The organism is Micromonospora sp. NPDC092111 (assembly GCF_044755745.1).
Lineage (GTDB): Bacteria > Actinomycetota > Actinomycetes > Mycobacteriales > Micromonosporaceae > Micromonospora.
Genome location: NZ_JBIVRQ010000012.1, coordinates 161,827 through 181,658 on the forward strand (window position 1 = coordinate 161,827; position 19,832 = coordinate 181,658).

At 65.0% G+C, this 19,832-nt stretch carries 21 protein-coding genes and 1 pseudogene; 9 read left to right on the plus strand and 13 right to left on the minus strand.

Annotated features, from left to right (window positions below):
* Positions 1-238 precede the first annotated feature (238 nt).
* The 6 genes from ACIQG9_RS22525 to ACIQG9_RS22550 form a co-directional block, all read right to left on the minus strand.
* Positions 239-964 carry a hypothetical protein gene (locus ACIQG9_RS22525; protein ID WP_400405571.1) on the minus strand — a complete coding sequence of 242 codons (726 nt, stop codon included), beginning with the start codon at positions 962-964 and terminating at the stop codon, positions 239-241.
* 1 nt (position 965) lies between these two features.
* Complete coding sequence (locus ACIQG9_RS22530) at positions 966-1,352, minus strand: SprT-like domain-containing protein (protein WP_400405574.1); 387 nt, start codon at positions 1,350-1,352, stop codon at positions 966-968.
* Positions 1,349-1,648 (minus strand): hypothetical protein, encoded by a 300-nt coding sequence (locus tag ACIQG9_RS22535; RefSeq protein WP_400405576.1) that lies wholly within the window; start codon positions 1,646-1,648, stop codon positions 1,349-1,351. Before ACIQG9_RS22535 ends, ACIQG9_RS22530 begins: the two co-directional genes overlap by 4 nt.
* A 282-nt stretch (positions 1,649-1,930) precedes the next feature.
* Positions 1,931-2,422, minus strand: a complete 492-nt coding sequence (locus tag ACIQG9_RS22540; RefSeq protein ID WP_400405579.1) for a hypothetical protein — start codon at positions 2,420-2,422, stop codon at positions 1,931-1,933.
* Complete coding sequence (locus ACIQG9_RS22545) at positions 2,422-2,637, minus strand: hypothetical protein (protein ID WP_400405581.1); 216 nt, start codon at positions 2,635-2,637, stop codon at positions 2,422-2,424. The genes ACIQG9_RS22540 and ACIQG9_RS22545 overlap by 1 nt, the downstream gene beginning before the upstream one ends.
* A complete protein-coding gene (locus ACIQG9_RS22550; RefSeq protein ID WP_400405583.1) occupies positions 2,634-2,840 on the minus strand; it encodes a hypothetical protein in 207 nt (68 codons plus the stop codon). Before ACIQG9_RS22550 ends, ACIQG9_RS22545 begins: the two co-directional genes overlap by 4 nt.
* Before the next feature lie 343 nt (positions 2,841-3,183).
* Between ACIQG9_RS22550 and ACIQG9_RS22555 the strand changes: the two genes are divergently transcribed.
* From ACIQG9_RS22555 to ACIQG9_RS22575, 5 genes are all read left to right on the plus strand, one after another.
* Positions 3,184-3,921 (plus strand): hypothetical protein, encoded by a 738-nt coding sequence (locus ACIQG9_RS22555; protein ID WP_400405585.1) that lies wholly within the window; start codon positions 3,184-3,186, stop codon positions 3,919-3,921.
* Between the two features lie 52 nt (positions 3,922-3,973).
* Positions 3,974-4,756, plus strand: a complete 783-nt coding sequence (locus ACIQG9_RS22560; protein WP_400405588.1) for a hypothetical protein — start codon at positions 3,974-3,976, stop codon at positions 4,754-4,756.
* Between the two features lie 76 nt (positions 4,757-4,832).
* Positions 4,833-5,618 (plus strand): hypothetical protein, encoded by a 786-nt coding sequence (locus ACIQG9_RS22565; RefSeq protein WP_400405591.1) that lies wholly within the window; start codon positions 4,833-4,835, stop codon positions 5,616-5,618.
* A gap of 139 nt (positions 5,619-5,757) precedes the next feature.
* Positions 5,758-6,384 (plus strand): hypothetical protein, encoded by a 627-nt coding sequence (locus ACIQG9_RS22570; protein WP_400405594.1) that lies wholly within the window; start codon positions 5,758-5,760, stop codon positions 6,382-6,384.
* A gap of 105 nt (positions 6,385-6,489) precedes the next feature.
* Positions 6,490-6,717 (plus strand): hypothetical protein, encoded by a 228-nt coding sequence (locus ACIQG9_RS22575; RefSeq protein WP_358114591.1) that lies wholly within the window; start codon positions 6,490-6,492, stop codon positions 6,715-6,717.
* 441 nt (positions 6,718-7,158) lie between these two features.
* Here ACIQG9_RS22575 and ACIQG9_RS22580 read toward each other — a convergent pair whose 3' ends face one another.
* From ACIQG9_RS22580 to ACIQG9_RS22595, 4 genes are all read right to left on the minus strand, one after another.
* Positions 7,159-9,330, minus strand: coding sequence for an AAA family ATPase (locus ACIQG9_RS22580; protein WP_400405598.1), 2,172 nt, complete (start codon positions 9,328-9,330; stop codon positions 7,159-7,161).
* The gene (locus ACIQG9_RS22585; RefSeq protein WP_400405601.1) at positions 9,327-9,602 is read right to left on the minus strand and encodes a hypothetical protein; all 276 of its coding nucleotides are present in this window, start codon (positions 9,600-9,602) and stop codon (positions 9,327-9,329) included. The genes ACIQG9_RS22580 and ACIQG9_RS22585 overlap by 4 nt, the downstream gene beginning before the upstream one ends.
* Positions 9,603-9,744: 142 nt before the next feature.
* A complete protein-coding gene (locus tag ACIQG9_RS22590) occupies positions 9,745-9,948 on the minus strand; it encodes a hypothetical protein (protein ID WP_400405604.1) in 204 nt (67 codons plus the stop codon).
* Positions 9,945-10,202, minus strand: a complete 258-nt coding sequence (locus ACIQG9_RS22595; protein WP_400405606.1) for a helix-turn-helix domain-containing protein — start codon at positions 10,200-10,202, stop codon at positions 9,945-9,947. The genes ACIQG9_RS22590 and ACIQG9_RS22595 overlap by 4 nt, the downstream gene beginning before the upstream one ends.
* A gap of 636 nt (positions 10,203-10,838) precedes the next feature.
* Between ACIQG9_RS22595 and ACIQG9_RS22600 the strand changes: the two genes are divergently transcribed.
* Positions 10,839-11,018 carry a hypothetical protein gene (locus ACIQG9_RS22600; protein ID WP_400405609.1) on the plus strand — a complete coding sequence of 60 codons (180 nt, stop codon included), beginning with the start codon at positions 10,839-10,841 and terminating at the stop codon, positions 11,016-11,018.
* Positions 11,019-11,358: 340 nt separating this feature from the next.
* Here ACIQG9_RS22600 and ssd read toward each other — a convergent pair whose 3' ends face one another.
* Entirely contained in the window at positions 11,359-12,420 is a 1,062-nt protein-coding gene (gene ssd / locus ACIQG9_RS22605) for a septum site-determining protein Ssd (protein WP_400405612.1), read from the minus strand.
* Between the two features lie 396 nt (positions 12,421-12,816).
* Between ssd and ACIQG9_RS22610 the strand changes: the two genes are divergently transcribed.
* The 3 genes from ACIQG9_RS22610 (at position 12,817) to ACIQG9_RS22620 (ending at position 17,181) form a co-directional block, all read left to right on the plus strand.
* Positions 12,817-13,695 (plus strand): hypothetical protein, encoded by an 879-nt coding sequence (locus ACIQG9_RS22610; RefSeq protein WP_400405615.1) that lies wholly within the window; start codon positions 12,817-12,819, stop codon positions 13,693-13,695.
* Between the two features lie 555 nt (positions 13,696-14,250).
* The gene (locus ACIQG9_RS22615; RefSeq protein WP_400405617.1) at positions 14,251-14,802 is read left to right on the plus strand and encodes a hypothetical protein; all 552 of its coding nucleotides are present in this window, start codon (positions 14,251-14,253) and stop codon (positions 14,800-14,802) included.
* A 636-nt stretch (positions 14,803-15,438) separates the two neighbouring features.
* On the plus strand, positions 15,439-17,181 hold the full coding sequence (locus tag ACIQG9_RS22620) for an AIPR family protein (protein WP_400405620.1): 1,743 nt from the start codon (positions 15,439-15,441) through the stop codon (positions 17,179-17,181).
* A gap of 92 nt (positions 17,182-17,273) precedes the next feature.
* Here ACIQG9_RS22620 and ACIQG9_RS22625 read toward each other — a convergent pair whose 3' ends face one another.
* Positions 17,274-17,768, minus strand: coding sequence for a hypothetical protein (locus tag ACIQG9_RS22625; RefSeq protein ID WP_400405623.1), 495 nt, complete (start codon positions 17,766-17,768; stop codon positions 17,274-17,276).
* Positions 17,769-18,040: 272 nt separating this feature from the next.
* Positions 18,041-19,192, minus strand: a pseudogene (locus tag ACIQG9_RS22630) (IS110 family transposase).
* Between the last annotated feature and the right edge of the window lie 640 nt (positions 19,193-19,832).

Genomic DNA, 19,832 nt, shown 5'->3' on the forward strand with positions numbered 1-19,832 from the left:
TCGGTGTACCCCTAAACGGTACGCGCGTCCTGGTGGTGCAAATCGATGCGAAGAGTATTCATGTCGCCACCGTCCGGACCCCGGTGGACGTCTGATGGGCGTCGACCGGTACAGCCGACGTCCGTTCACTGACCAACACCCCCCGACCGTGACGGCGGGAGGCGCTGGCTAAGGGCATTCAGTTGTCCGCAGAGGCGTTGGGGTGGCGTGTCGGAAGTACCGGCCACACCCGCGTGGGTCAGAACGGCTGGACGACCATCGCTCGGTTCTGGAAGTACATCTTCGTGCTGTTGAAGGATCGGACCTGGTACCGAGCCTCGAAGGTGTAGGTCCGGTTCGCCACGGGGAAGGCCCAGGAGGGGACGAGGATCGAGGTCCCGGCCTGAAAGATGGTCCCGCTACTGCCGTTGGAGTCATAGATCAACGCCGTGCCGTCCATTGGCGGGTAGGTTTCCTGACCCGTCACGTCATCGATCACGCGGAAGGACATCTTGCCCGTCCGGCTGTCCGTGCCGGGAGACCAGTACCCGATGTTCCCTGAGAGGTGGACCAGCGCCCGCTTGGCTGGCCCAATGAGGACGTTGCTGACCGTGGGGCCGGGGTAGGTGGGATCGGTGACGTAGTCGTAGTTGTTGTCCGACCGCCCAACTACCTGGATGGAGCTGCCCTGCTCCGCACCTTTCATGCCGAAGGCCAACTGAGCCAGGTCTACAGTCTCGCCGGTCTGCGGGTTAACGGCAGCCAGGCCGTACTGGCCATCGGCCATCTCTCCCGCGATTACCTTCACTGCGCCCGTCTCGTCGCAGATCTCCATGCCCACACGGCCGGTACCGTCCGGCAGTTGCCCGAAGCGGGCCATGATCTGGCCATTGGGGTAGTAGAACTGCAAGCCCACGCGGGGCGGCTGGCCGGTGCCGTCCAGATGGTGACCCAACTCGATCACCTTGCCAGGTTCGGCAGTCATCTCAGAACTCCTTCAACAGTTGCCGGGGTACGGGGTAAGGCCAGGTGCTGGCCGTGTTCGACGTGGGCGCAGGGATGTCGAGCAGGGCAGCGACCCGTGAGGCTGCTGCGACGAAGAAGGGACCGTGACCGGCAATCCGGTCCTGCTGCCAACACTCCTGATGCGTCATCTCGTGCAGGAGCGTTCCGACCAGCAGACGCGGGTAGTCCAGGAGCGCCGAGTCGATGCCGATCGACCAGTCCTCCTGGTTCCATGCACCCGCGAGCCGTTGCCCGTGCTCATTGACGATCGAGGGCGCGAGGCGGATCAGACACGGCCGCAACCGACCCCCGAAGCAGAGCGCGTTGAGCCCGTTGTACGTGTCCGTTACCGCCTGGAGGTTCCTCACGGCTCCTCCTCGGTGAACTGGCCCTCCAGAACGATCGGCTTGTCCTGCGGCAGCCCGTCGTCTAGGACGATGGCCGCAGCGATAGCCGTTGCTTGCTTTTCGCGGGGGGACAGCTCGGCGTCGAACTTCATACGCTGCTTGGCCTTGCCGAGCAACTGGTCATAGACGAACTTGCCGACGTCAGCCCGGACGCTGGCCGGAGTCTCGGGGTCCGTCGCCAGCTCGACGAGAACCTTCATCAGGGCTTCCGAGTGCGCCATGAGCGCGGAGAACGTCGTCTCCTTGAGCCTCTTCAACGCCTCAGCTTGGACGGCCTCGGATACCCACGAGGGCGACGGGCCAGAAAACGAACCTTGACTGTTTCGCGGTCGGCCTCTCGCCAGTTCCTCGTTATCCCACTCAGAGACAGGCTTGTACCCGATCTCTACGAGCATCGTGAGGTCCCGCGCCCGGTCCGTGCCTCGCCTCAGCCGATTACGGATCTGGGACGGCTTCCGCGAAAGTTCCCGCTTGCCCACACCACACCTCCCGTACGCGAAGGGAGGGCCAGGCGCAGTAGCCCGACCCTCCCCCGGTCGTCAGTTCCCCTGCTCCTGCACCTGGCGCACGTAGTCGCCCAGCGTGCGTCCGGAGTTCGCCATGACGGGGAACCTTCCCGTCAGGTCCGCCTCGGCCTCTTCCTGAAACTTGTGCAGCGGCTTGGCGTGGAGGTCAGCGAGCTGGTTGTCGTCCTCGATCAGCGACCGGTGCAGGTTGGACAGGCGTTCGTGTTCCGCGACGAAGTTCCGCATCCTGCCCTCGGCTTCCTGCGGGGTGAGCCGTCCCTCCTCCAGGTCCGTCTTGAGCTGCCGAAGCTCCTTCGGTCCCACCTTCTTCGCCCGGTAGACGAGCTCCTCGTCAGCCTCGTCACGGGCCTCGATCCCGGCCCGGTACTGCTTCTTCCTCCGGACCCGCCACTCCTTCCGAGCGGCGGCGTAGGCCCGCTCCAGCACGTCGCGGTCGACCGCGTTGAGTTCCGCCTGGTCGATCTCCGCCCGCATGTCAGCGAGCCGTGTGACGTTGAGGTTCATCAGTAGCTCCCGTGTGGTGAAGGCGCCTGCTGGTCCGTGTCGACGTGCGCCAGGTGGTCGGTCGGGTCGGTCTGGTAGATCGCCCGGAGCCTCTCCGAGGCGGTCGGCTGGTGCGGGTACGGCTGCGGGTCGGTGCCCACACCACCGAACTCGCTTTCGCCCGTCCGATCGACGAGAGAACTCAGGTGGTCGGTGGCCGACTGGTAGGGATTCACTGACCGGTCACCTGACGCATCGCCGGGATTCGCTTCGCCAGTTCCTCCGTGTCGACGATCTGTTCCTCGGCGGGGTCTTCCTTCATCCGGTACGCCTGCCGGGCCTTCGCCTGCAAGATGGCGTCCTCCACCTCGCTGATCGTTCGATGGAACAGGGCCAGCGCTTTCACGCGGCCCTCTTCGTCAGCCCTCTCGTGCGGCATTGTCCACCCCTTCGCTAGTCGTTCGGCTTTCCCATTCCTTGTCCACCAGCCAGCGCACGGTTCCCGCCAAGGAATCCGAACGCCGAGCGGCAAGGCTCTTCAATCGGAACCGCTGCGCCTCCGACATCGAAACGTCGAGCGACACCGGGAACTCCGGCAGCTTTCCCCGAGCGCCCATAGCGCCCCTTCCGGTCCGTAAAAACGTTCCGGGGATCATTTTGCCGCACATTCTGGAAGTTTGATTCAAGAGCCATTCACCTAAACGAAGGGCACGGCTGTTCAGTCAGGTTTCCGTCAGGATGAACACCTAACCCCCATTGACCTTCCGCCCTACCATGCGGGCATGACTGATGCCCAGAAGATCACTGTGGCGGTCGCAGCGCTTGGCGTCCTCGTTGCCATAGCAGCGCTGACCTGGCAGGTGATCTCTTGGCGACGAACTGGTTCGAAGATCTCTGCGAAGCTTGCCATCGGTGAGGTGGACGATCTTGGCATCCTGAGGGCTAAGTTCGTCGGCGGAGAGTCAACCCTCACGCGGCTCAACCAGGCTCCCGGGCAGAAGCCCAGCAAGGGGAAGCGACGTAAGCGACCCGAGCCGGAGAAGCTGAAGAAGCTACCGGTGAATGCCGTCTTCGTCAGAAACACGGGCCGCACGGCAGTAACGGTCTCCCGTTGTCACTACAGCGGCCAGCTTGCACCCGACAACGGCTTCACGTTTGAGCCGCAGCCCGGTGCATCCGCATGGGGCGACCATCTACCGAAACGGCTTGATCCCGGGGAAGAAGCGATCCTCGTCCACGAGCGGGTAGGGATGAGCTACTTCCTGGACCAGGTTCTCAGCGAGCATGGCGTGATCGCCTCGGTGTTCTACATCGTTTTGACCCTTGGCAGCGGCGAAGAAGTCTTGGTAGACGGCTGCATGAGGGCATGGGGGAACGCGAGCGAAGAGGAGCGCGCCAAGTACGACGGACTCTTGATCCGCGAGGAAGTAGAAGAGATCCCGGACTTCATCCCGCCTCCGCGAAGGTTTGGCCGCGACCGACGGCAATCCCTCATTTTACGGAAAGACGCAGAGGAGTAGGCCCTGTAATCGACTGGCACACACCGGCAGACGCGGCGTACGGTGGCCGGCTGTGACGAACGAAGAGCGGGAGTTGATCCACGATCTCTTGGAGCAACTGCGGGTCGCCGAGCGGTGGGCGGAACAGGACTCGCCCCCGGCTGAGCCGGGTAGCTCGCTGGCAACGGATAACGCGCGGACGGACCCCCACCAGATCAGCCACGCCGTCATCTACTCCATTGGGGTGGCCGTAGACCACCTGCACTCGATGAGGATGGCGCTCACCGGAACGGACGACGGGAAGATCGGCCTCCACACCTACGCCCCGTTCACCCTGACGCGCGGCGCGCTGGAGAACGCCTCTGCGGCCATCTGGATGCTGGCTCCGGGCAACCGCCAAGAGCGCATTCGACGCCGCCTCTGGTATGAACTGGCAAGCATCAAGCAGGCCGAATCCCTAATCAAGGAAGCCCATCGCCCAGACGGCGGAACGATCCAGCGCCGGAGGGATCGGGTCTTCGGTCTTGTCGACGCAGCCGGCATCAATCGGGCGAGACTGAAGGGGAAGCCGTTCTACGAGGACTACCTGAACGAAGCAGGCCGGGTCACCGAGCTTGTCGACGGCGAGACCAACCTCGTCTACATCATGTGGAAGATGTGCAGCGCCGTAGCGCATGGCGACAGTTGGATGCTCCCCTTCTTTGACTTGGAGATGGTCGGGTCGCACGAGCCAGGCGTCGGCACGTACCGGGTAACGGCCCCCACAGAACTGCTGCATTCGGGGGTACGTGCTGCAATCCTCCTGGTCAACCATGCTCAACACCTTCTAGCGCAGCGGTCCGCGTCCCACCTCTGACGGCAGCCAGCTATTTTCATACAAAGAGCGTCAGTAACGGGTTGCCGCGAAAGTCCAGCGTGGACATACTGCCAGGGTGACTGAGGAGAAGCGCATACCCTTGGCAAGCGTCGGGTTCACCAGCGACGAAGCCCGCCAGGCGGCGACCGACAGCTACTACCTGGAGGAACTCGACCGACAGGCCGAGTTGGCAATCAATAGCATCTACCTCGCGGTGATGCGTGGCCGGGACACCAAGGACCCGCGAGACCCGAAGGTATGGGGAGCACTTCAGAACACTCTCTTCGCCGCCATCTGCATCGCTCGCCTGTTGAAGCCGAGCATTGTGAAGAAGCCGTACCACAGCAGCATGACCAAGCAGCAGAGCCAACAGTTCGCCGACGACCGAGGCAAGAAGCTGCGAGACATGCTCAACGTGGAGGACGACTGCCACATCCTCGACGTAAAGGCAGTGCGCGACGCTTACGAACACTATGACGAGTACTTCGATCGCCATCTTGCGGGTGGAGCCGAGTGCTTTTCCGACTGGTACATCACGGATCGCAACGTTCTGAAAACTCCGCCGGACCAGGGAACGCCATCGAAGGCGGTAGGCATCCGAGTGTTCTATCCGGCCGGAGGTATTCTTCTCTTCGAAGACCGGATGCTTCACCTCTTCGAGCTTGAGGTCGAGTTGATCGAACTTCGCGTCAAGATTGCAGACGCCTTGGAAGAAGTGAACGCGAAGATCACCGGTCGCGCTCTCTTCGGTGGTCACATCCTAGAACCGGTCATGACCGAGCAGAGGGCCCAACAGCGCTTCATGGAGTGGCAGCACCGGCGAGCGGAAGCGCTGGAGGAACTCGCCAAGCGGAAGAAGTAGGGCCGCGCTACACCCGACGCACGTTGGCTGTCCACACCACCGGTCACGCTTCGTGGTGGTCGCCTCAGCGCCCTTGGAGATGGCTGCCCGAGGCCGGGTGGGGCGGCTCGCCCTGGACACGGCCCGTCAAGATAGCAAGGTGACCGCGCTCATGGACTGGATCGCCCGCCGACTAACCCTTTGGCTCGCAGCCAGCGGGGTTCTAACCCTGATCTCCTTGGTGTGGACCCTCAGCGCACAGTCCGGCGTCGACTGGGGGGATGCCCCGGCCTGGGCGGCGTTCCTCGTCTCCTTAGGATCCGGGGCCATTGCCCTATTCGCCCTCAAGTACGCGAAGACCTCCGCGCAGGCATCCGAGATTTCAGCGAAGGCAGCGGTTCGGCAGGCCGCCGCCGCTGAACGCCAGGTTGAGCTTGCCGAGGCCGCCGCCGATGCAGGCGTTTCACCTCCAGACAAGCGGCCAGACTCGTGGACCGAGGGCGGCAACATGGAAGGCGCTGCCCCCCCGTACGTGGCCTGGTGGGTCGAGCAACGGTCGAAGAATACCTACGTTCTCCGTAACATCGGCACGGACACTGCCCGCGAAGTGGAGATCGACCAGTCGCGCATCAAATGCGTCGTCAGATGTGCAGCGAAGGTCGAGGAGATTGCACCGAACGCCTCGACCGAGATCTTCCTCATCCCCATGTATGGAGGGCCGAAGCCGAATGAGCTTTGGGTGCGCTGGGAGGGCCACCCGGAGTGGAAGGCAGTGCCGGTCCCCTAACGTCAATCGAGGTCACCACACCCCGCTGAAAGCTAGCCGGTGAGTTACGAGCGGTCGCCGCTCCGTTGGCTTGGTCTGATGACCTACTGCTGCGAGGATCGACGGGTGGCTGATGACTTCGAGAAGACTGACCGGAACCTCAAGGTCACCCTGGACCTTGACAACCAGCTCACCTGGGGCGAGCTGATCCGCTTCGTGAACCTCGCACAGAGCGCGGGCAACGTGTCGCCGGACCAGCCGGTAGGCATCGAGTACGACCCGAACGAGTCGCTGCCGCTGATCAACGGCCTGTTCGTCTACCTCGACGCCGAGAGCATGTCGCAGGGCTCTTGATCGGATCTTCAGCCCGCCCCAGAGACATTGGCGCGGTCCGGGGTGGTGTGGGACACCCGCGACGGGTGTTCGTGGGCTCTACGGCGACCTGGAGACCCTTCCCGCGCGTGCTGGTGGGCCGGGTGGGTGGACGGTTCCGACAGCGTGAGAAGCGGTGAGACAACTGGCCTCAGGAACGAGAGCTAAGCGGCATCGAAGAACTCTTAGGACAGCCCCCACACCCACCGTTCGGGTGTGCGGGCCCCTCCAGTCGTTCCGGTCACTTGCCTCATCAATTGGTCATGTCGGTTGGTCGTTCCGTATATACGTGGAACGACCGACCCAACCGGGTTGTTCGGAACGACCCAGAACGACCCAGAACGACCGGGGACCGGTAGGCGAACGGTAGCCAGAACGACCCGACGCCGTTTGTGCGTCCACATTGGTCCCCGGTCGTTCCGCCTACCGGTGGCCGGTCGTTCGGCTACGTCGCCCCGGTCGTTCCGCCGACGGAATGACCCGCGACGTGGCCCCGCCCTCCGGCTTGACCGGTACTTCCCCTCGGTACGCCGGACCGGCCTTCATCCGCTTCTCCCTCCTCTGCGAGCCCTGGCCCTCGTGGAGGAAGTCGTAGAAGATCGCCTCATCGATCAGGTCCCCCGCTGCCTTCCCGCTCTTCTTGCCAGGCGGGAAGATGTGCTTAGCCGCCGCCTTGAACCGGGACTTGGACAGGCCGGGGTTGGCCTCCGCGAACGCGGCGAGGCGGTAGTACACGTCGCGGTCTACGACCTCGTCCCGGGTGCCCGCCGTGCCGATCGAGGACCGGTGGGTTTCCTCGTCCCAGACCAACGACGTCTGCTTCAGCTCCACGCCTCGGCCGTTGATCCTCAGGAACCGGGTGCTGCCGTGAACCGTGAAGATCCACCGAGCGCCCGCGTGCTCATCGATCGCAGACGCACCCCGCGCACGCTCCTTGCCCTCCTCCATCTCGGCACGCGGGGTGTGGGCCAACACGAACGACACCTTGACTGCGGCCTCGCGCTTGATCTCATCGATCGCGGCGAACAGTGCACGGGTCTGGCCGTTGTCCTTGTCGATGTCCACGCCAGCCCAGACCGCCAGGACGGCCAAGCTGTCGACCATCCAGACGTCGACCTTGTGCTGACGCAGCCAGTTGATCGTCCACCGCTTACCCGGCTCGGACAGGATGTTGACCGGTCGGCCGACTCCGTCCCACACCGCCAGCGAGCCTGCCGTCTTCACGCCTACGGGCTGGATGAAGTGCCTCAGCAGCTCGTGTAGTTCGACCTCCAGCGACCAGAACCCCACCCGCGAACGGACCACCGGGAACGACCCAAGGAACGGCTCTCCGTCCACCAGGCACCGCGCCAGGTCGACAGCGAGCACGGTCTTGCCGGACTTGTACTGCGCGATCAGTACGGCGTTATGCCGCGCGCCGAGCAGTCCCTTCGCGTCGCCCTCGGCCGGACCTACCAGGTACTCGTCCGGCGGCAGGTCCAGCTTGTTGAGGTCGGCCAGGGTGCCGTAGCTGTCGCGGTCGGGCTCGCGGAACTCAGCCGCCATGCGCTCCTCGGCCAGGCGCCGACGGGCTTCATCCTTCGCCCGGAGAAGACGCATCTCTTGGAGTACGAGGTTCTCGTCCTCCTCATCCTCAGCTTCCTTGACCTCATCCGGGGTTAGCTCTTCGATGGCTTCCCCGTCGTCGGGGGCCGGGTCCTCATCACCCGAGGGCGCTTCTCCGTCGGCCCACCGCTTCTCGATGTCCTGGTGTACGCGCTCGGGGTTGTTCCGCTCCTGGCTCAACGGCGCGTCATCCATGAGGGTGTGGATCTCGTCCTTGGTGAGCCCTGCTTTGATCAGGTCCCCGATGATCGCCCAGAGAGCCGCAGACCTGTCCGCCACCGGGTGACATCCGGGCTCCGTGTGGGCGAGACGCTTCCATCGCTTGGGAACGCGAGATACGTCGACCTGCTCCCACTCGACCGGGGCGGACGACCGGCGTACCGCGTGCGTGCGAAGGCGCTCCAGGTCGTCGCTAGAGACCGCTTCACCCGTGCCCCGGACCATAACCACCGGCACCGGGTCGGACGTCTTGTGGTTGAACGTGCCGGGCAACCGGAGGTAGGCGGCGTCGCTCTGCTTGGCGTCCGCGTACAGATGCTCCTTGAGCCCGGTGTTGAGCTGGTAGTGCTCGTCCAGGGACACCACACCGGGCAGCTTCACGTAGACGTGGACGTTCCTGCGCCTGTCGTGCGTCGACCCCGAGCGAACGGCGAAGGTAGCCAGTTCCTTGATGCGGACTTCGACCTCCGCACGCTTGGACTCCGGCACCATCTGCCAGTCGACCTCAGCCCACAGCCACCGCAGGTTGACCCCCGCCCCCGCTTTGGGTTCGCCCCGGTTGTCGCGCAGCGCCGGGATGACGAAGACGTTGTGTCCCTTGGCGGACTCGGCTTCCGCCCAGTCGAGGATGTCGTCTTGCTGCCCCGGCCACTCGAACCGCTCACGGTAAGGCAGGTTCGTCTGATCGGTCCTCTTGGCTGCCACCGCAACATGCCCGGTGTGGCTGCCGAACATCCGGCGCAGGTAGCGCGCCGCCTGGTCGCGGTTCACGAGTGCCCCCCGGTGAAGTGCTGCCACATCTCGGCGTAGATCTCATCGATCAGGGCTGCGTACTTCGGGACGTGCGCGACGTACGGACGCAGGCTCCGGTAGAACATCTCCAGCTCGGCTGGGGTGTCGACCTGGTTTAGCTCCCACAGGACGAACAGGATCGTTCCGTGATCGCCTGCGCTCTTGGCCCTCTCGGCGATGATCTGGCGAAGTGCCCGGTCTTCCTTCGTCTCCGCAGTCCGACCAGTCAGGCGAATTGCCTCGACAACCATCGGCGACAGCGGACGGGGGTAGAAGTTGATCCGGTGCTTGCTTGCTCCGTTTTGGGGAGTTTCGGAGTTAGACATATGATTCACGTACCTTCTCGTTGTTGCTGTTGTCGGGGGCTCTCACATTCCGCTGGTGTGGGAGCCCTCACCTTTTGCGCCAGAGAACGGCCTGCTGGTCCACGAAGGCGGGGTCCTGGATGACGGACGGCAAGCCCTGCTTGACCGCCGACCGCACGGCGTCCTGCGCGGCGACCTCTTCGAACGGCTCGGGAGTCGGCCACTCGCCCTCAGGCCAGCAGGTGGCAACGGTCCGGGGGCGGAAGTCCAGCCGCCGCTTCGTCGCGGTCACGACCGCACCGCCGACGCCTTGCGCGGGTCGTAGCTCTCTTCGAGCATCTCGGCGCAGAACAGGTCACTGAGGGGAACGTCGAGCAGACGCGGGAGGCCCTTGCGCACCTCGGGCATGGGGTACGTCTTGCCTGCGAGGGCGTTGCGAAGGTGTCGCTCCGGTACGCCGATCTTCTCGGCCACCTGTTGAATCGTCAGGCGTCGCTTGAACAGCTCAACCTTGGCCGGTTGCCAGCCGTACTTGTCTCGCGGCATCGGGTCATGTCCAAACCGCCCTCGCGGGGATACACGCTTGCCGAGGTCCGCGAGGGCATGGGGGTGCCCGGCAGCGTTCTCCTCGGTCGATGGTTCGCGCCCGATACGCGAAGGGGTGAAGCGACACGACCTCGACCGGTTGCCGTCGGCATCCGTCGTGTGGATCAACCATACATGGCGCTGGGACTCTCAATGGCTCCTCAGAGTTCGCCAGAGGTCACCGTCGCTGCCCACACCGCCGGACACGCCGACCCCTGCCCACCAGCGGCTCTGTGGCGATCTCAGGTGTCTCTATGCGCGGTCGTCGCGTCCTTTGGTGACGGTCGGGTACGCTGCCTGACGGGCAGCCCGCCGAGACGGATTGGGAGGTCCATCGGGTCAGCCTGCTTATAAAGAGTAAACAGCGCAAAGGTTGGCTACGAGAATTTAGTGGCGCTCTGTGCTCCGGCGGCAGGGCTGCCCAGTTAAAGCCGTACCGAGTTGGTAGGTAGCACCATCAGCAATACCTGAGACGGTAGTGCCGTCTCGGAACTGAGATCCACGATCGCCGGAACGCGGACTCAGCCAGACCAGTGTTGAAGCACTGGCCGGGCTGGGTTGACGCACCCTCGCCCGACCAGGGAGGAGGGGTCAGAAGTGTGGATCGCCAACCTTGAGCCGTTCGTCGGTACTGGGCCTTGGGTCGTCGTTGCGGTCATCGGTGTGCTAGTCGCGGGGAAACTCATCGCCCTAGCTCTCGCCACGCGGGGTGCCGAACCCAAGGACCGCCCCGGCATCATCAAAGCGGTAGCCGAGCTGTTCCGCTGGCGTCGGTGACCCCCTACGCCAGTGCCCACCACGAATCAAACGGGTCCGGTCGGGGCGGTACGTGGTCGTACTCGGTCAGGTACTCAGGCCAGTAGCCTTCGTCGGTCCACTCGCCTGAAGGGTGCGGTCTGCCTTCCCGGCACCGACGACGCGCGGCAGCCGTGGGCGGGTGCTTGTGGCCGGAGTGATCCATCACGCCTGCTGGGTGATCGCACGAGTTGGGTTCAGTCCGAGGTTTGCGCACGGCTATTCCTGCGTCCGCATGGCGTCCATCAGGTCGAACAGTTGCTTGACCTCGTACGCCCGCTCCTCGGCGGGTGTGGCCGGACGGATGGGGTAGACCTTCGGCTCACTCGGCTCGGGGAGCGATACCAGAACGCCGATCAGGACGACTGCCGCCGCGATACACACGGCCAGGTGCTGGATGACGGCGTAGTAGTACCAGGGTCGTTGGGGTGCCCCCTGTTGTGCCGCGCGCCACCTCGACGGCCTTCAACCGGCCGGGGGCGGGACCCCGGACGATCACCCCGAGGGCAGTGCAGTGCGGGGCCACGGCGGCGACCACCCGGGCCGCTGCCGCGGTCGCCCGCAGCTCGGCCGGCACCACCACGTACGCCTGGTCGGCGGCCTGCAACGCGACCACGGCGGCGTCGTCGAGCTGTCGGGGCAGGTCGACCACCACGAAGTCCCGGCCCCGACGGGCGGCGTCCACCGTGGCCGCCATCGCCTGGGCCGGCAGGGCCAGCAGCTCGCCCCGGTCCCAGGAGAGGACGACCAGGTCGCCCCGGTGGGGCAGGGCCCGGACCAGGGCCGGAGCGTCGACCCGGCCGTCGGCGTCGTGGAGCGCCGGCCAGCGCAGCCCGTCCAACTCCTCCCAGCCGAGCACCAGGTCGAGCCCGCCGCCGAGCGGGTCGGCGTCGACCAGCAGGGTCCGCAGGTGGGCCCGGGCGGCGGTGACCGCGAGGCCACCGGCGAGGACGCTGGCCCCGGCTCCGCCCCGACCGCCGAGCACCGCGACCGTACGGGCCGGCCCGCCGGTGCCGCTGTGCGGCGCGCACTCGGTGAACCGGTCGACCAGCCACGGCTCGGCGGCGGGCAGGGTGGCCACGTGCTCGGCACCGATCAGCTCGGCGATCTCCCAGTTCGGATCGAGCTGGCCCGACCGACCGACCAGCACCGTCCGGGGTCGTCGGGGCAGCCGGGCCCGCAGACACGCCTGCGCCTGGTCGCCGCCGACCAGCACCAGGGGCGCGGGGAGCCAGCGGGACCGGGCGGCGGCCGGATCGGCGGCCAACTCCACCTCGGTGCCGCCCGCTGCCGCGAGCCGCAGCAGTTCGTCGAGGAGGTCGCCGTCCGAGGTGACCAGCAGCGGCAGACGCCGGTGCGGCGGGAGGGAGGTACGGGGTGGCATCACGGCCTCCAACGGTCGGGGGTGCTGGCCCCGACACTGCTTCCGGAGGCCCGCCCGCGCCGCCCGTACGGCGTCTCCTGTGGACGAAGAACCCGGCTGTGGACAACCACCACCGCCGGTGCGGATGTGCTACCGGCCCACGGCCGCCGGTCCTGCCGGTCCACCGCGCTTCACCTGCGCCAAACGCCGGGTGCGGGCCGGACGCGGTGGTCCGCCCCGACGATCGGCGGGGAACCGCGTCGGGCGCGTGGCCACCGACGACAGAACGCGGGACGGGGCTGTCCGGATCGTCGTGCCGTTCGATCCGCTGCGCCGTTGACGCCGGGGCGCGGCATACGTCGATAATCGGACCCCACGCCACCGTGGAAGTGGCACTCCCCTTGCGGAAGCGAGGCCATGGCCGACTCACCCGACACTGCCCGCAACGACCCCACCCTGCGCATCGGCGGCTGGCTGCCCGAAACCTCGCACCGCGACGCGCCGGCCGCGTACCCCGGACACCCGACCGGGCGGCGGCCGGTCGCCACCCCCGGCACCGGGCCCACCGCCGACCCGGTAGCGGCGTCCACCGGGAGCGCCGCCAACCCGACGGCCGCGCTCGTCGGGTCCCGGTCCGGGACCGCGTCCGGCGGCCCGGAGCGGGCCCTGCTGCTCGGCTGCGCCGCCGTCGGCGTGCTCGCCGCCCTGGTCCTCGCGCTGTCCCCGTTCTGGCCCGGCCCGGACCAGAGCGGCGACCAGGCCCGCCCACCGGCCGCGCCGGCCGCCCTCGGCAGCCCCGACCTCGCCGGGCTGGAGAGCCCCACCCCGATCGACACGTACACCACGGCGGCGGCGTCGCTGAACAGCCGCGCCCCGGCGCCGCCCCGGGCGGCGACACCAGCGCCGACCACGACCCCGGCCCCGGTCTCCCGGCCCAGCAGGCCCGGCACCGGTACGAGCACCGGCCCCGCACCGACCACCATCCCGCCGAAGCCCCCGGCGGACCAGGACCCAGGGGAACTCCAGCCGCTGCCGGCCTGGCAGGAGTCCTCGCTGCGATCCGGCCCGAACGGCGCGTCGACGTACATCGAGTTCGTCAACACCCGCCGTTCGCGGGTCGTCGTCAACTGGCTCGACCACGGCGGCCAGCGACAGCGGTACGCGGTGCTCGGTCCCGGCCGGTCGTACCGGCAGCAGACGTACGTGGGGCACCCGTGGGTGGTCACCGACAGGCGCGGACGCGCGCTGGTCTGCTTCCTGCCCGCACCCACCACGCAGAAAGCAGTGGTCAGATAGAGGGACGACCCCCGTCGGGGGGAAAAAAGTGACCTGACGTAGCAGTGAGTGTGATCAAGCGCCGTACCGCGTGGTCAGACGCATCGGTCGTGCCGTCGAGCACGATCGAGAGCTGCCACGCGGTATGGCGTTCGCTGACGATCCGCTGACTCCAGGTTGACACGCTCTGGCGGCCAAGAACACCTACCCGCTGCATCGACCTCAGTCGCTCGCGGCCCAGACAGTCCGACAGAGTTGCTCAGGGCAGCGGTGATGCGACAGGCGCGGGAATCTTCGGCGGCATGAGTGGGGGCCGCAGCTCTGGCAGCCGTAGCAGTCGGCGGCCGGTCAGCGAGGAGGCGGTGGTGTACGCGTCGCCGTCGTCGACTCGCAAAGTCCCACGTCGTTGCTATCGCCGCTTCGAAACACACCGCAGACGAGGCGCTGCGGATGCCCGAGGACGGCCGGAGGCCGCCCGCAGGGCGGGCCGCAAGCGCGAACCATGACCTTCGATGCTGGTCGACGCATCGGCGGAACTGGAACCTTGGGCTTGATGCTGGTTGCAACAATCGTCGCGTGTCTGAAGACAACGGATCGAACTCGCGCCCGTGGTGGGGGTCGGCTCCAGTCCGCGCCTTGGAGGCAGTCGGTATCCTTGCCGCGATTGGCACCGGCGTCGGCAGCCTCGCACTGTCGGTGGCGACGTTCCGCGATCAGCAGAAGCGCGAACGGTCAGAGGTAGCAAGCTCAGTCGTCCTGGTGCCTGGTGATGACAAGGTGCCGCTGCAAAACTTCGGAAGGCTTCCAGTCTTCAACGTGGGCATGAGAGTAGGGGACCCAAAAGGTGTCATGCTAGGTGTCTTACCGCCCTGCTACGCCTTCGATGTGACCCAATACGCAGAGTTCCGAGAGATCAGGGACAGGGACCGTGACGGGGCCGGCGAGAGCACCGTGGTGACAACCATCCAGTTTGCTGACCCATCCGGAAAAATGTGGCGCCGTACCGGCATCTTTGGCAAGCCACGGACCCTCAACCCATCTCTTTCTGGGCCGGTATCGGTCAGGGGGTTGCTCCCCGTCGCAGTACCTAGCCCGGCGGCTGTTCCGCACAAGGCGGATTTCTGCTGATCAACTGTGCTTGCAGGCCGATGGAGTCATGACCGGAAGCCTTGCCTTGCAAAGATCAAGAACGCTGTCGGTCAGCGTCGATGGCTGCGCTGGGCTGGTCGCCGCGTCGCCTGTCGCCTTCTCGGACCACGCCTGTCGACCGGTTTGGCTGTACCGATGGCTGTACAGCCAGAACTCTTCGTCACGAACGCGGGTATACAGCATCATCGGGTTCCGTCCGGTGTTGTCCGGTGCCGTGTCTCTGCGAGCTACTCTCGGCCGGTGACGGTACTTTCGCTGCCTTCCCGCTGCGTCGCTGACCTGCTCGCCATGTTGCCTACCGTCAACCCTCGGACCGTCCCTGTTGGTGTTCTTGACCATACAGGCGGTTGGTGACTAAAGTCCTGATTCCGTAGCTCTCCTAGCAAGTGGTCTCATGGTCCGTCTGGGCTTGTCGCACCGCGAACGGCAGACGCATTTACTCATGGCTTTCCGCCTCAAGGAACTGGCTCCAGGCGTCTAGAGGTTACCCGGATGGTCTCGCCAATCCGACCCGAATCTGGAAGAATCGCCAGCCTGATGTCAGGCTGGCGAGCGCCTTGGTCCGACTGCGCCCCTTGCCTGTCGCATCTATCGGAAGAGCGTGGGGAGTGACGCGTGAGCCCATCGAGTCCTGATCAAGTCGTCGTCAACTCCGATTTCAAGAGATATCTCGCGCAATATCCAGACGAGAATCCTGATGACGTCTTTGAGCGTTATGCCGTGACTCAAGTCATCAAGCCAAAGGAACTTACGGAGGAAGAGCTATCTGCTGGGATAGTAGACGGCGGCAAAGATGGCGGGATTGATAGCTTCTTCGTATTTCTGAATGGGGCTCCGCTTCGGCCAGACGATCCGCGACTGACGCCCGGGTCCGACGAACAACGGCATGTCGCTAGCCACCCTCAACTCGATGTCTTCCTCGTTCAGGCTAAGAACTCCGAGAGATGGGAAGAATCTACCTGGGAGCACCTTCTTGCTTCCCTCCCAGACTTGCTTGACCTAGGCAGGGACGATGCCGAGCTGGAGAAATCGTATCGCCCTGAAGTGGTAGAGCAAACCGGAGTGCTTAGGAAAGCGGTTCTTTCGCTAGGGGAGAAGTTTCCTAAGGTTGCATTTCGAGCAACCTATGTCACCAGAGCTCCAGAAGTCAATCTGACTCCGTCAATCAATTCCCGAGCACAAAAAGTATACGATCTGATCAAGTCTCGTGTCACCAGCGACGCCGTAGTAACCGTCGACCATGTCGGCATTAGGGGTCTTTACATTCTGGCCGTCACCGACCACGGAAAGTCGCATAAGCTGGTATTTAGGAACCTTCTCCGTGAGCCTAGTTCCTACGTTGGAATAGCGACGATACGAGACTATCTATCATTCATACGCGATGAAGACGGTGCAATTCGGGAGGAGTTTTTTGAGTCGAACGTGCGCGACTATGAGGGCGACAACATCGTCAATGAAGCAATCGGCGACACCCTCACCAACCATGACGACCTTGAATTCTGGTGGTTGAATAACGGCGTCACGATACTCGGAGACGAGGTAGGCAGCCCTCAGCAAATCATGACGATCAAGCGACCGCTAATCGTGAACGGCTTGCAGACCTCGCATGTTCTTCACAGAGCCTTCCAGGAAGGCTGGCTTGCAGAGGAGCGACTTGACAACGGCATCGTCGTGCGCGTCATCGAGTCGACCGACGAGGAAATCCGAGATCGTGTTATCGCAGGGACCAATCGTCAGACCCGGGTTTCCGGCCCCGCTCTATACGCCACTCAACAACGACAGCGAGCCATCGAGCGATTCCTCTTGGTTCACAGCTGGTACTACGAGCGGCGAAAGAACCGCTACAAGAACCAGGACAAGCCCGCGAAGCGCCGCGTAACCATGAATTTGCTCGCTCAAGTCATGATCACTCTGGCTCTAGGCCAACCAGACTCTGCTAGAGCGCGGCCCTCAACCTTGCTATCCAGGAGGGACGGCTACGATAGAATTTTCCCGCCCAAACTTGACGAGAACGCTTACTTGACCGCAGTCGAGGTCCTTAAGGGGGTAGACGAGTTCCTCACTTCGGAGACAGCAAAGGCAGTGCTGGATGAGAAGACGAACGCACGCTTCTACGTGGTCGCCGGTTATGCTATTCGCGAGCTTGGACTGCGAGCGCCGTACAACTTCCGGTTTGAGGTGAACTTTAGGCGCCTGTCAACTCTCCCCCTCAAGGAGTCCTCGTTAACGGAGGCGCTGGAAGCCCTCGCGACCGCTGCGGCCGAATATCAACAGGAGCATCCTGGCGTCTCCAGAGACGCGATGTTTAAGAGCAGCGACTTCCGCGATCGGTATTTCGATACGCTAAGCAAGCGATAGAGGCAAGTTGCCATCCTGTCTGCCGCCGACCCACACCCCGTGGAGCGGGCCAGGGCCAGGGTGACAAGGTGGAGCGCCCTACTGGACGAGTCTCAATGCTCGTTGTCAAGGCTGGGGCTGTTGGGTTTGATCCGGCTGGCCGCTCGGGGCCATAGGACGGTGGGGCAGGTGGGTGCATCGGTGGCGCTGCATCCATTCTGTTCGCGGAGGCGGCGCCACCGCTCGTGCGCGGCGAAGATGCGGTTCAGGCCGTCATGCTCGTCACGTAGCTCCAGGAACTCGTCGAGGAGGTCGAACACGGTTTTGACAGTGCGGGCATCGAGGTCGGGGTCCATGTCGCGGAAGTTCTTGGGGCCGGTGGGTTCGGTCAGGTGCGCGACGATGCTCCACCAGACGTGGTTGTCGAGACTGCCGGCTTGAGTGACCAGCCATGGTTGGAAGCCGGTCAGCAAGGCCCGGGCGTTGGCCTCGTTGCAGCCATCGACGAACGACACGACACTGGCGAAGTCTTCTCGGATGAGCCACATTCTGGGGCGCTTGCGGATGTTGGCGAACAAGGTCCGGTAGTTGGCGATCGTGATCGTCACAGCCGAATCCTGCCTGGCTGTTGGCTATCCGTGTGCCCCGCGGTGGGGGTCTCCTCGGTCGGGCAGGCTCGCCCTGCCGAGGTTCTCGGTCGGGTCAAGGATCGCCGGAGGCGACCGCGTAGCGGGCTTGGCCTTGACCTGGCCGGGGTTCTCGGGCAGCCCTGTGGGTGTCCGGCCGAGGAGAGTCCGGCTGATGGTCTCCGAGGGAGGGTCGGGGTGCGAGGCAGCGCTCCGCCGGCCTGGTCCGGCAGGTTGGACGCTCGATCGGTGAGTTAGACGGGTGCCGGTGGTGGCGGTTGGAGTTGGAAGCAGCAGTTGTCGCGCAGCAGGGCCCACAGCACGTCGACGCGGCGGCGGGCGAGGGCGATCAACGCCTGCTGGTGCTTGCGTCCTTCGGCGCGTTTGCGCTGGTAGTAATCCCGGCTCGGGCCGTTCATTCGCAACGTGCTGAGCGAGGACATGTAGAACACGTGGCGCAGCCGCCGGTTGTAACGCTGCGGCCGGCGCAGGTTGGCGACGCGCTTGCCAGAGTCACGGGCTACCGGTGCCAGACCCGCGTAGGCGGCCAGGTGATCAGGGCTGGCGAAGGTTGACAAGTCCCCGACCGCAACGACGAACTCCGCCGCCGCCAGCGCCCCCATGCCGGGCAGGCTGCGAATGACGCCAGCCTGCGGATGGCTGCCGAACGCGGTCTCGATTGCCTTGTCGGTGTCCCGCATCCGTCGGTGCAGTTGCAGCAGATGGGTGGCCAGCTCACCGGCGAGGGCAGAAGCGGTGTCCTGTCCCGGCAGGGTGAGATCCTGCTCAGCCGCAGCGGCCAACGCCTGATCGGCTACCTTGGCGGCGTTCACGGCCCGGTGCCGGCGCAGATGCGCCACGAGCTGCTCATGACCGGCAGAGCGGATTTGCTCGGGCGTCTGATAAGCGCTGATCAGAATCAGCGTCGCGACGTTGGTGAAGGTCAACGCGCGTTCCAACACCGGGGAGATTCCGAGCATCAGTCGGCGCAGCCGGTTCACGGTGCGCGACCAGCAGCGCGAGTTTGGCGATCAGATCCGTCGGTGTCTCGACCGGCAGGAAGTCATGCCGCATCCGGGCGGTGTTCGCGATGACCACTGCGTCACGCGCGTCGGTCTTCGCTTCCCCGGCGAGTCCGGCGGACATGGTCTTGACCGTGCGGCCGGGATATACACCGTCTGCTGCCCCGCCAGCGCCAACATTGCCCGCAGCAGCGCAGTCTCGCAGCCGACGAGGTCGACTGCCCACACCACCTCGTCATCCGCCGTGACCCGGCCGACCAGCTCCGCGATCGCCTGCTGATCGTTGGCTATCCGCGTTGACCACAGCACCCGCCCGGTCACGTCCACCGCAGCGGCGTGGTGAGCCTGCTTGCCCGCGTCAACACCTACCCATACCTGCGCCAAACCGTCCTCCCGAAGCACCCAGATCCAGGCCACCTCGGACAACCCCGCCAGCAGTTCCTTAGCAGGCGACAACTCGCGGATCTCAATCAGCGGTCAAGGCGCCCTGGGCTGGCTGGGCGGCCGCTCGTCCATGGCCACCTAACGGCAAACGACCTTGAGCCACACCCAACCAACCCGGCGGCCCGGAACACCATCCAGACGCAGAAACCCTAGGAGCGACCTTGTCACCCTGGCCCTGACCTGCTCGGCTCTGCCTGGGTCGGTGGGCTGGCGGGATGGCATCCCACCCCGCCGCAACGTTCGGCAACTCCATCCTGGAGTCGTCTGGCCCCCGCCGGAGGCATAGCCCTAACCCCAACCCGCCACCACCCACCGCCCCCTTCCCCACCCTCACCCCTTCCCTACCTCGGACCCGTGAGCGGCCTGACGGATTCCGTTCGGCAACTTCGCCCCGACCGGCCGCCGACCGGGTCTGCGGTGAGATGTCATGAGGCGGAAGACGGTCGGAGGATCACGGTTGTCGTCCTGGTCCCGGTCGTCTCCGGAGTTGCGTCCCGCAGAGTGGTGTGTGGCAGGCCCCTTGAGGTGGGGCTTGGCGTAGACGTGAGGCGGCCACCGCGTGATTCTTCGATCTGAGTTC

Coding starts and splice junctions, on each gene's coding strand:
- ACIQG9_RS22525 (WP_400405571.1), bottom strand. CDS start 964: ATGACTGCCGAACCTGGCAAGGTGATCGAGTTGGGTCACCATCTGGAC.
- ACIQG9_RS22540 (WP_400405579.1), bottom strand. CDS start 2,422: ATGAACCTCAACGTCACACGGCTCGCTGACATGCGGGCGGAGATCGAC.
- ACIQG9_RS22610 (WP_400405615.1), top strand. CDS start 12,817: ATGGCCGACTCACCCGACACTGCCCGCAACGACCCCACCCTGCGCATC.
- ACIQG9_RS22550 (WP_400405583.1), bottom strand. CDS start 2,840: ATGCCGCACGAGAGGGCTGACGAAGAGGGCCGCGTGAAAGCGCTGGCC.
- ACIQG9_RS22595 (WP_400405606.1), bottom strand. CDS start 10,202: ATGCCGCGAGACAAGTACGGCTGGCAACCGGCCAAGGTTGAGCTGTTC.
- ACIQG9_RS22555 (WP_400405585.1), top strand. CDS start 3,184: ATGACTGATGCCCAGAAGATCACTGTGGCGGTCGCAGCGCTTGGCGTC.
- ssd (WP_400405612.1), bottom strand. CDS start 12,420: ATGCCACCCCGTACCTCCCTCCCGCCGCACCGGCGTCTGCCGCTGCTG.
- ACIQG9_RS22585 (WP_400405601.1), bottom strand. CDS start 9,602: ATGGTTGTCGAGGCAATTCGCCTGACTGGTCGGACTGCGGAGACGAAG.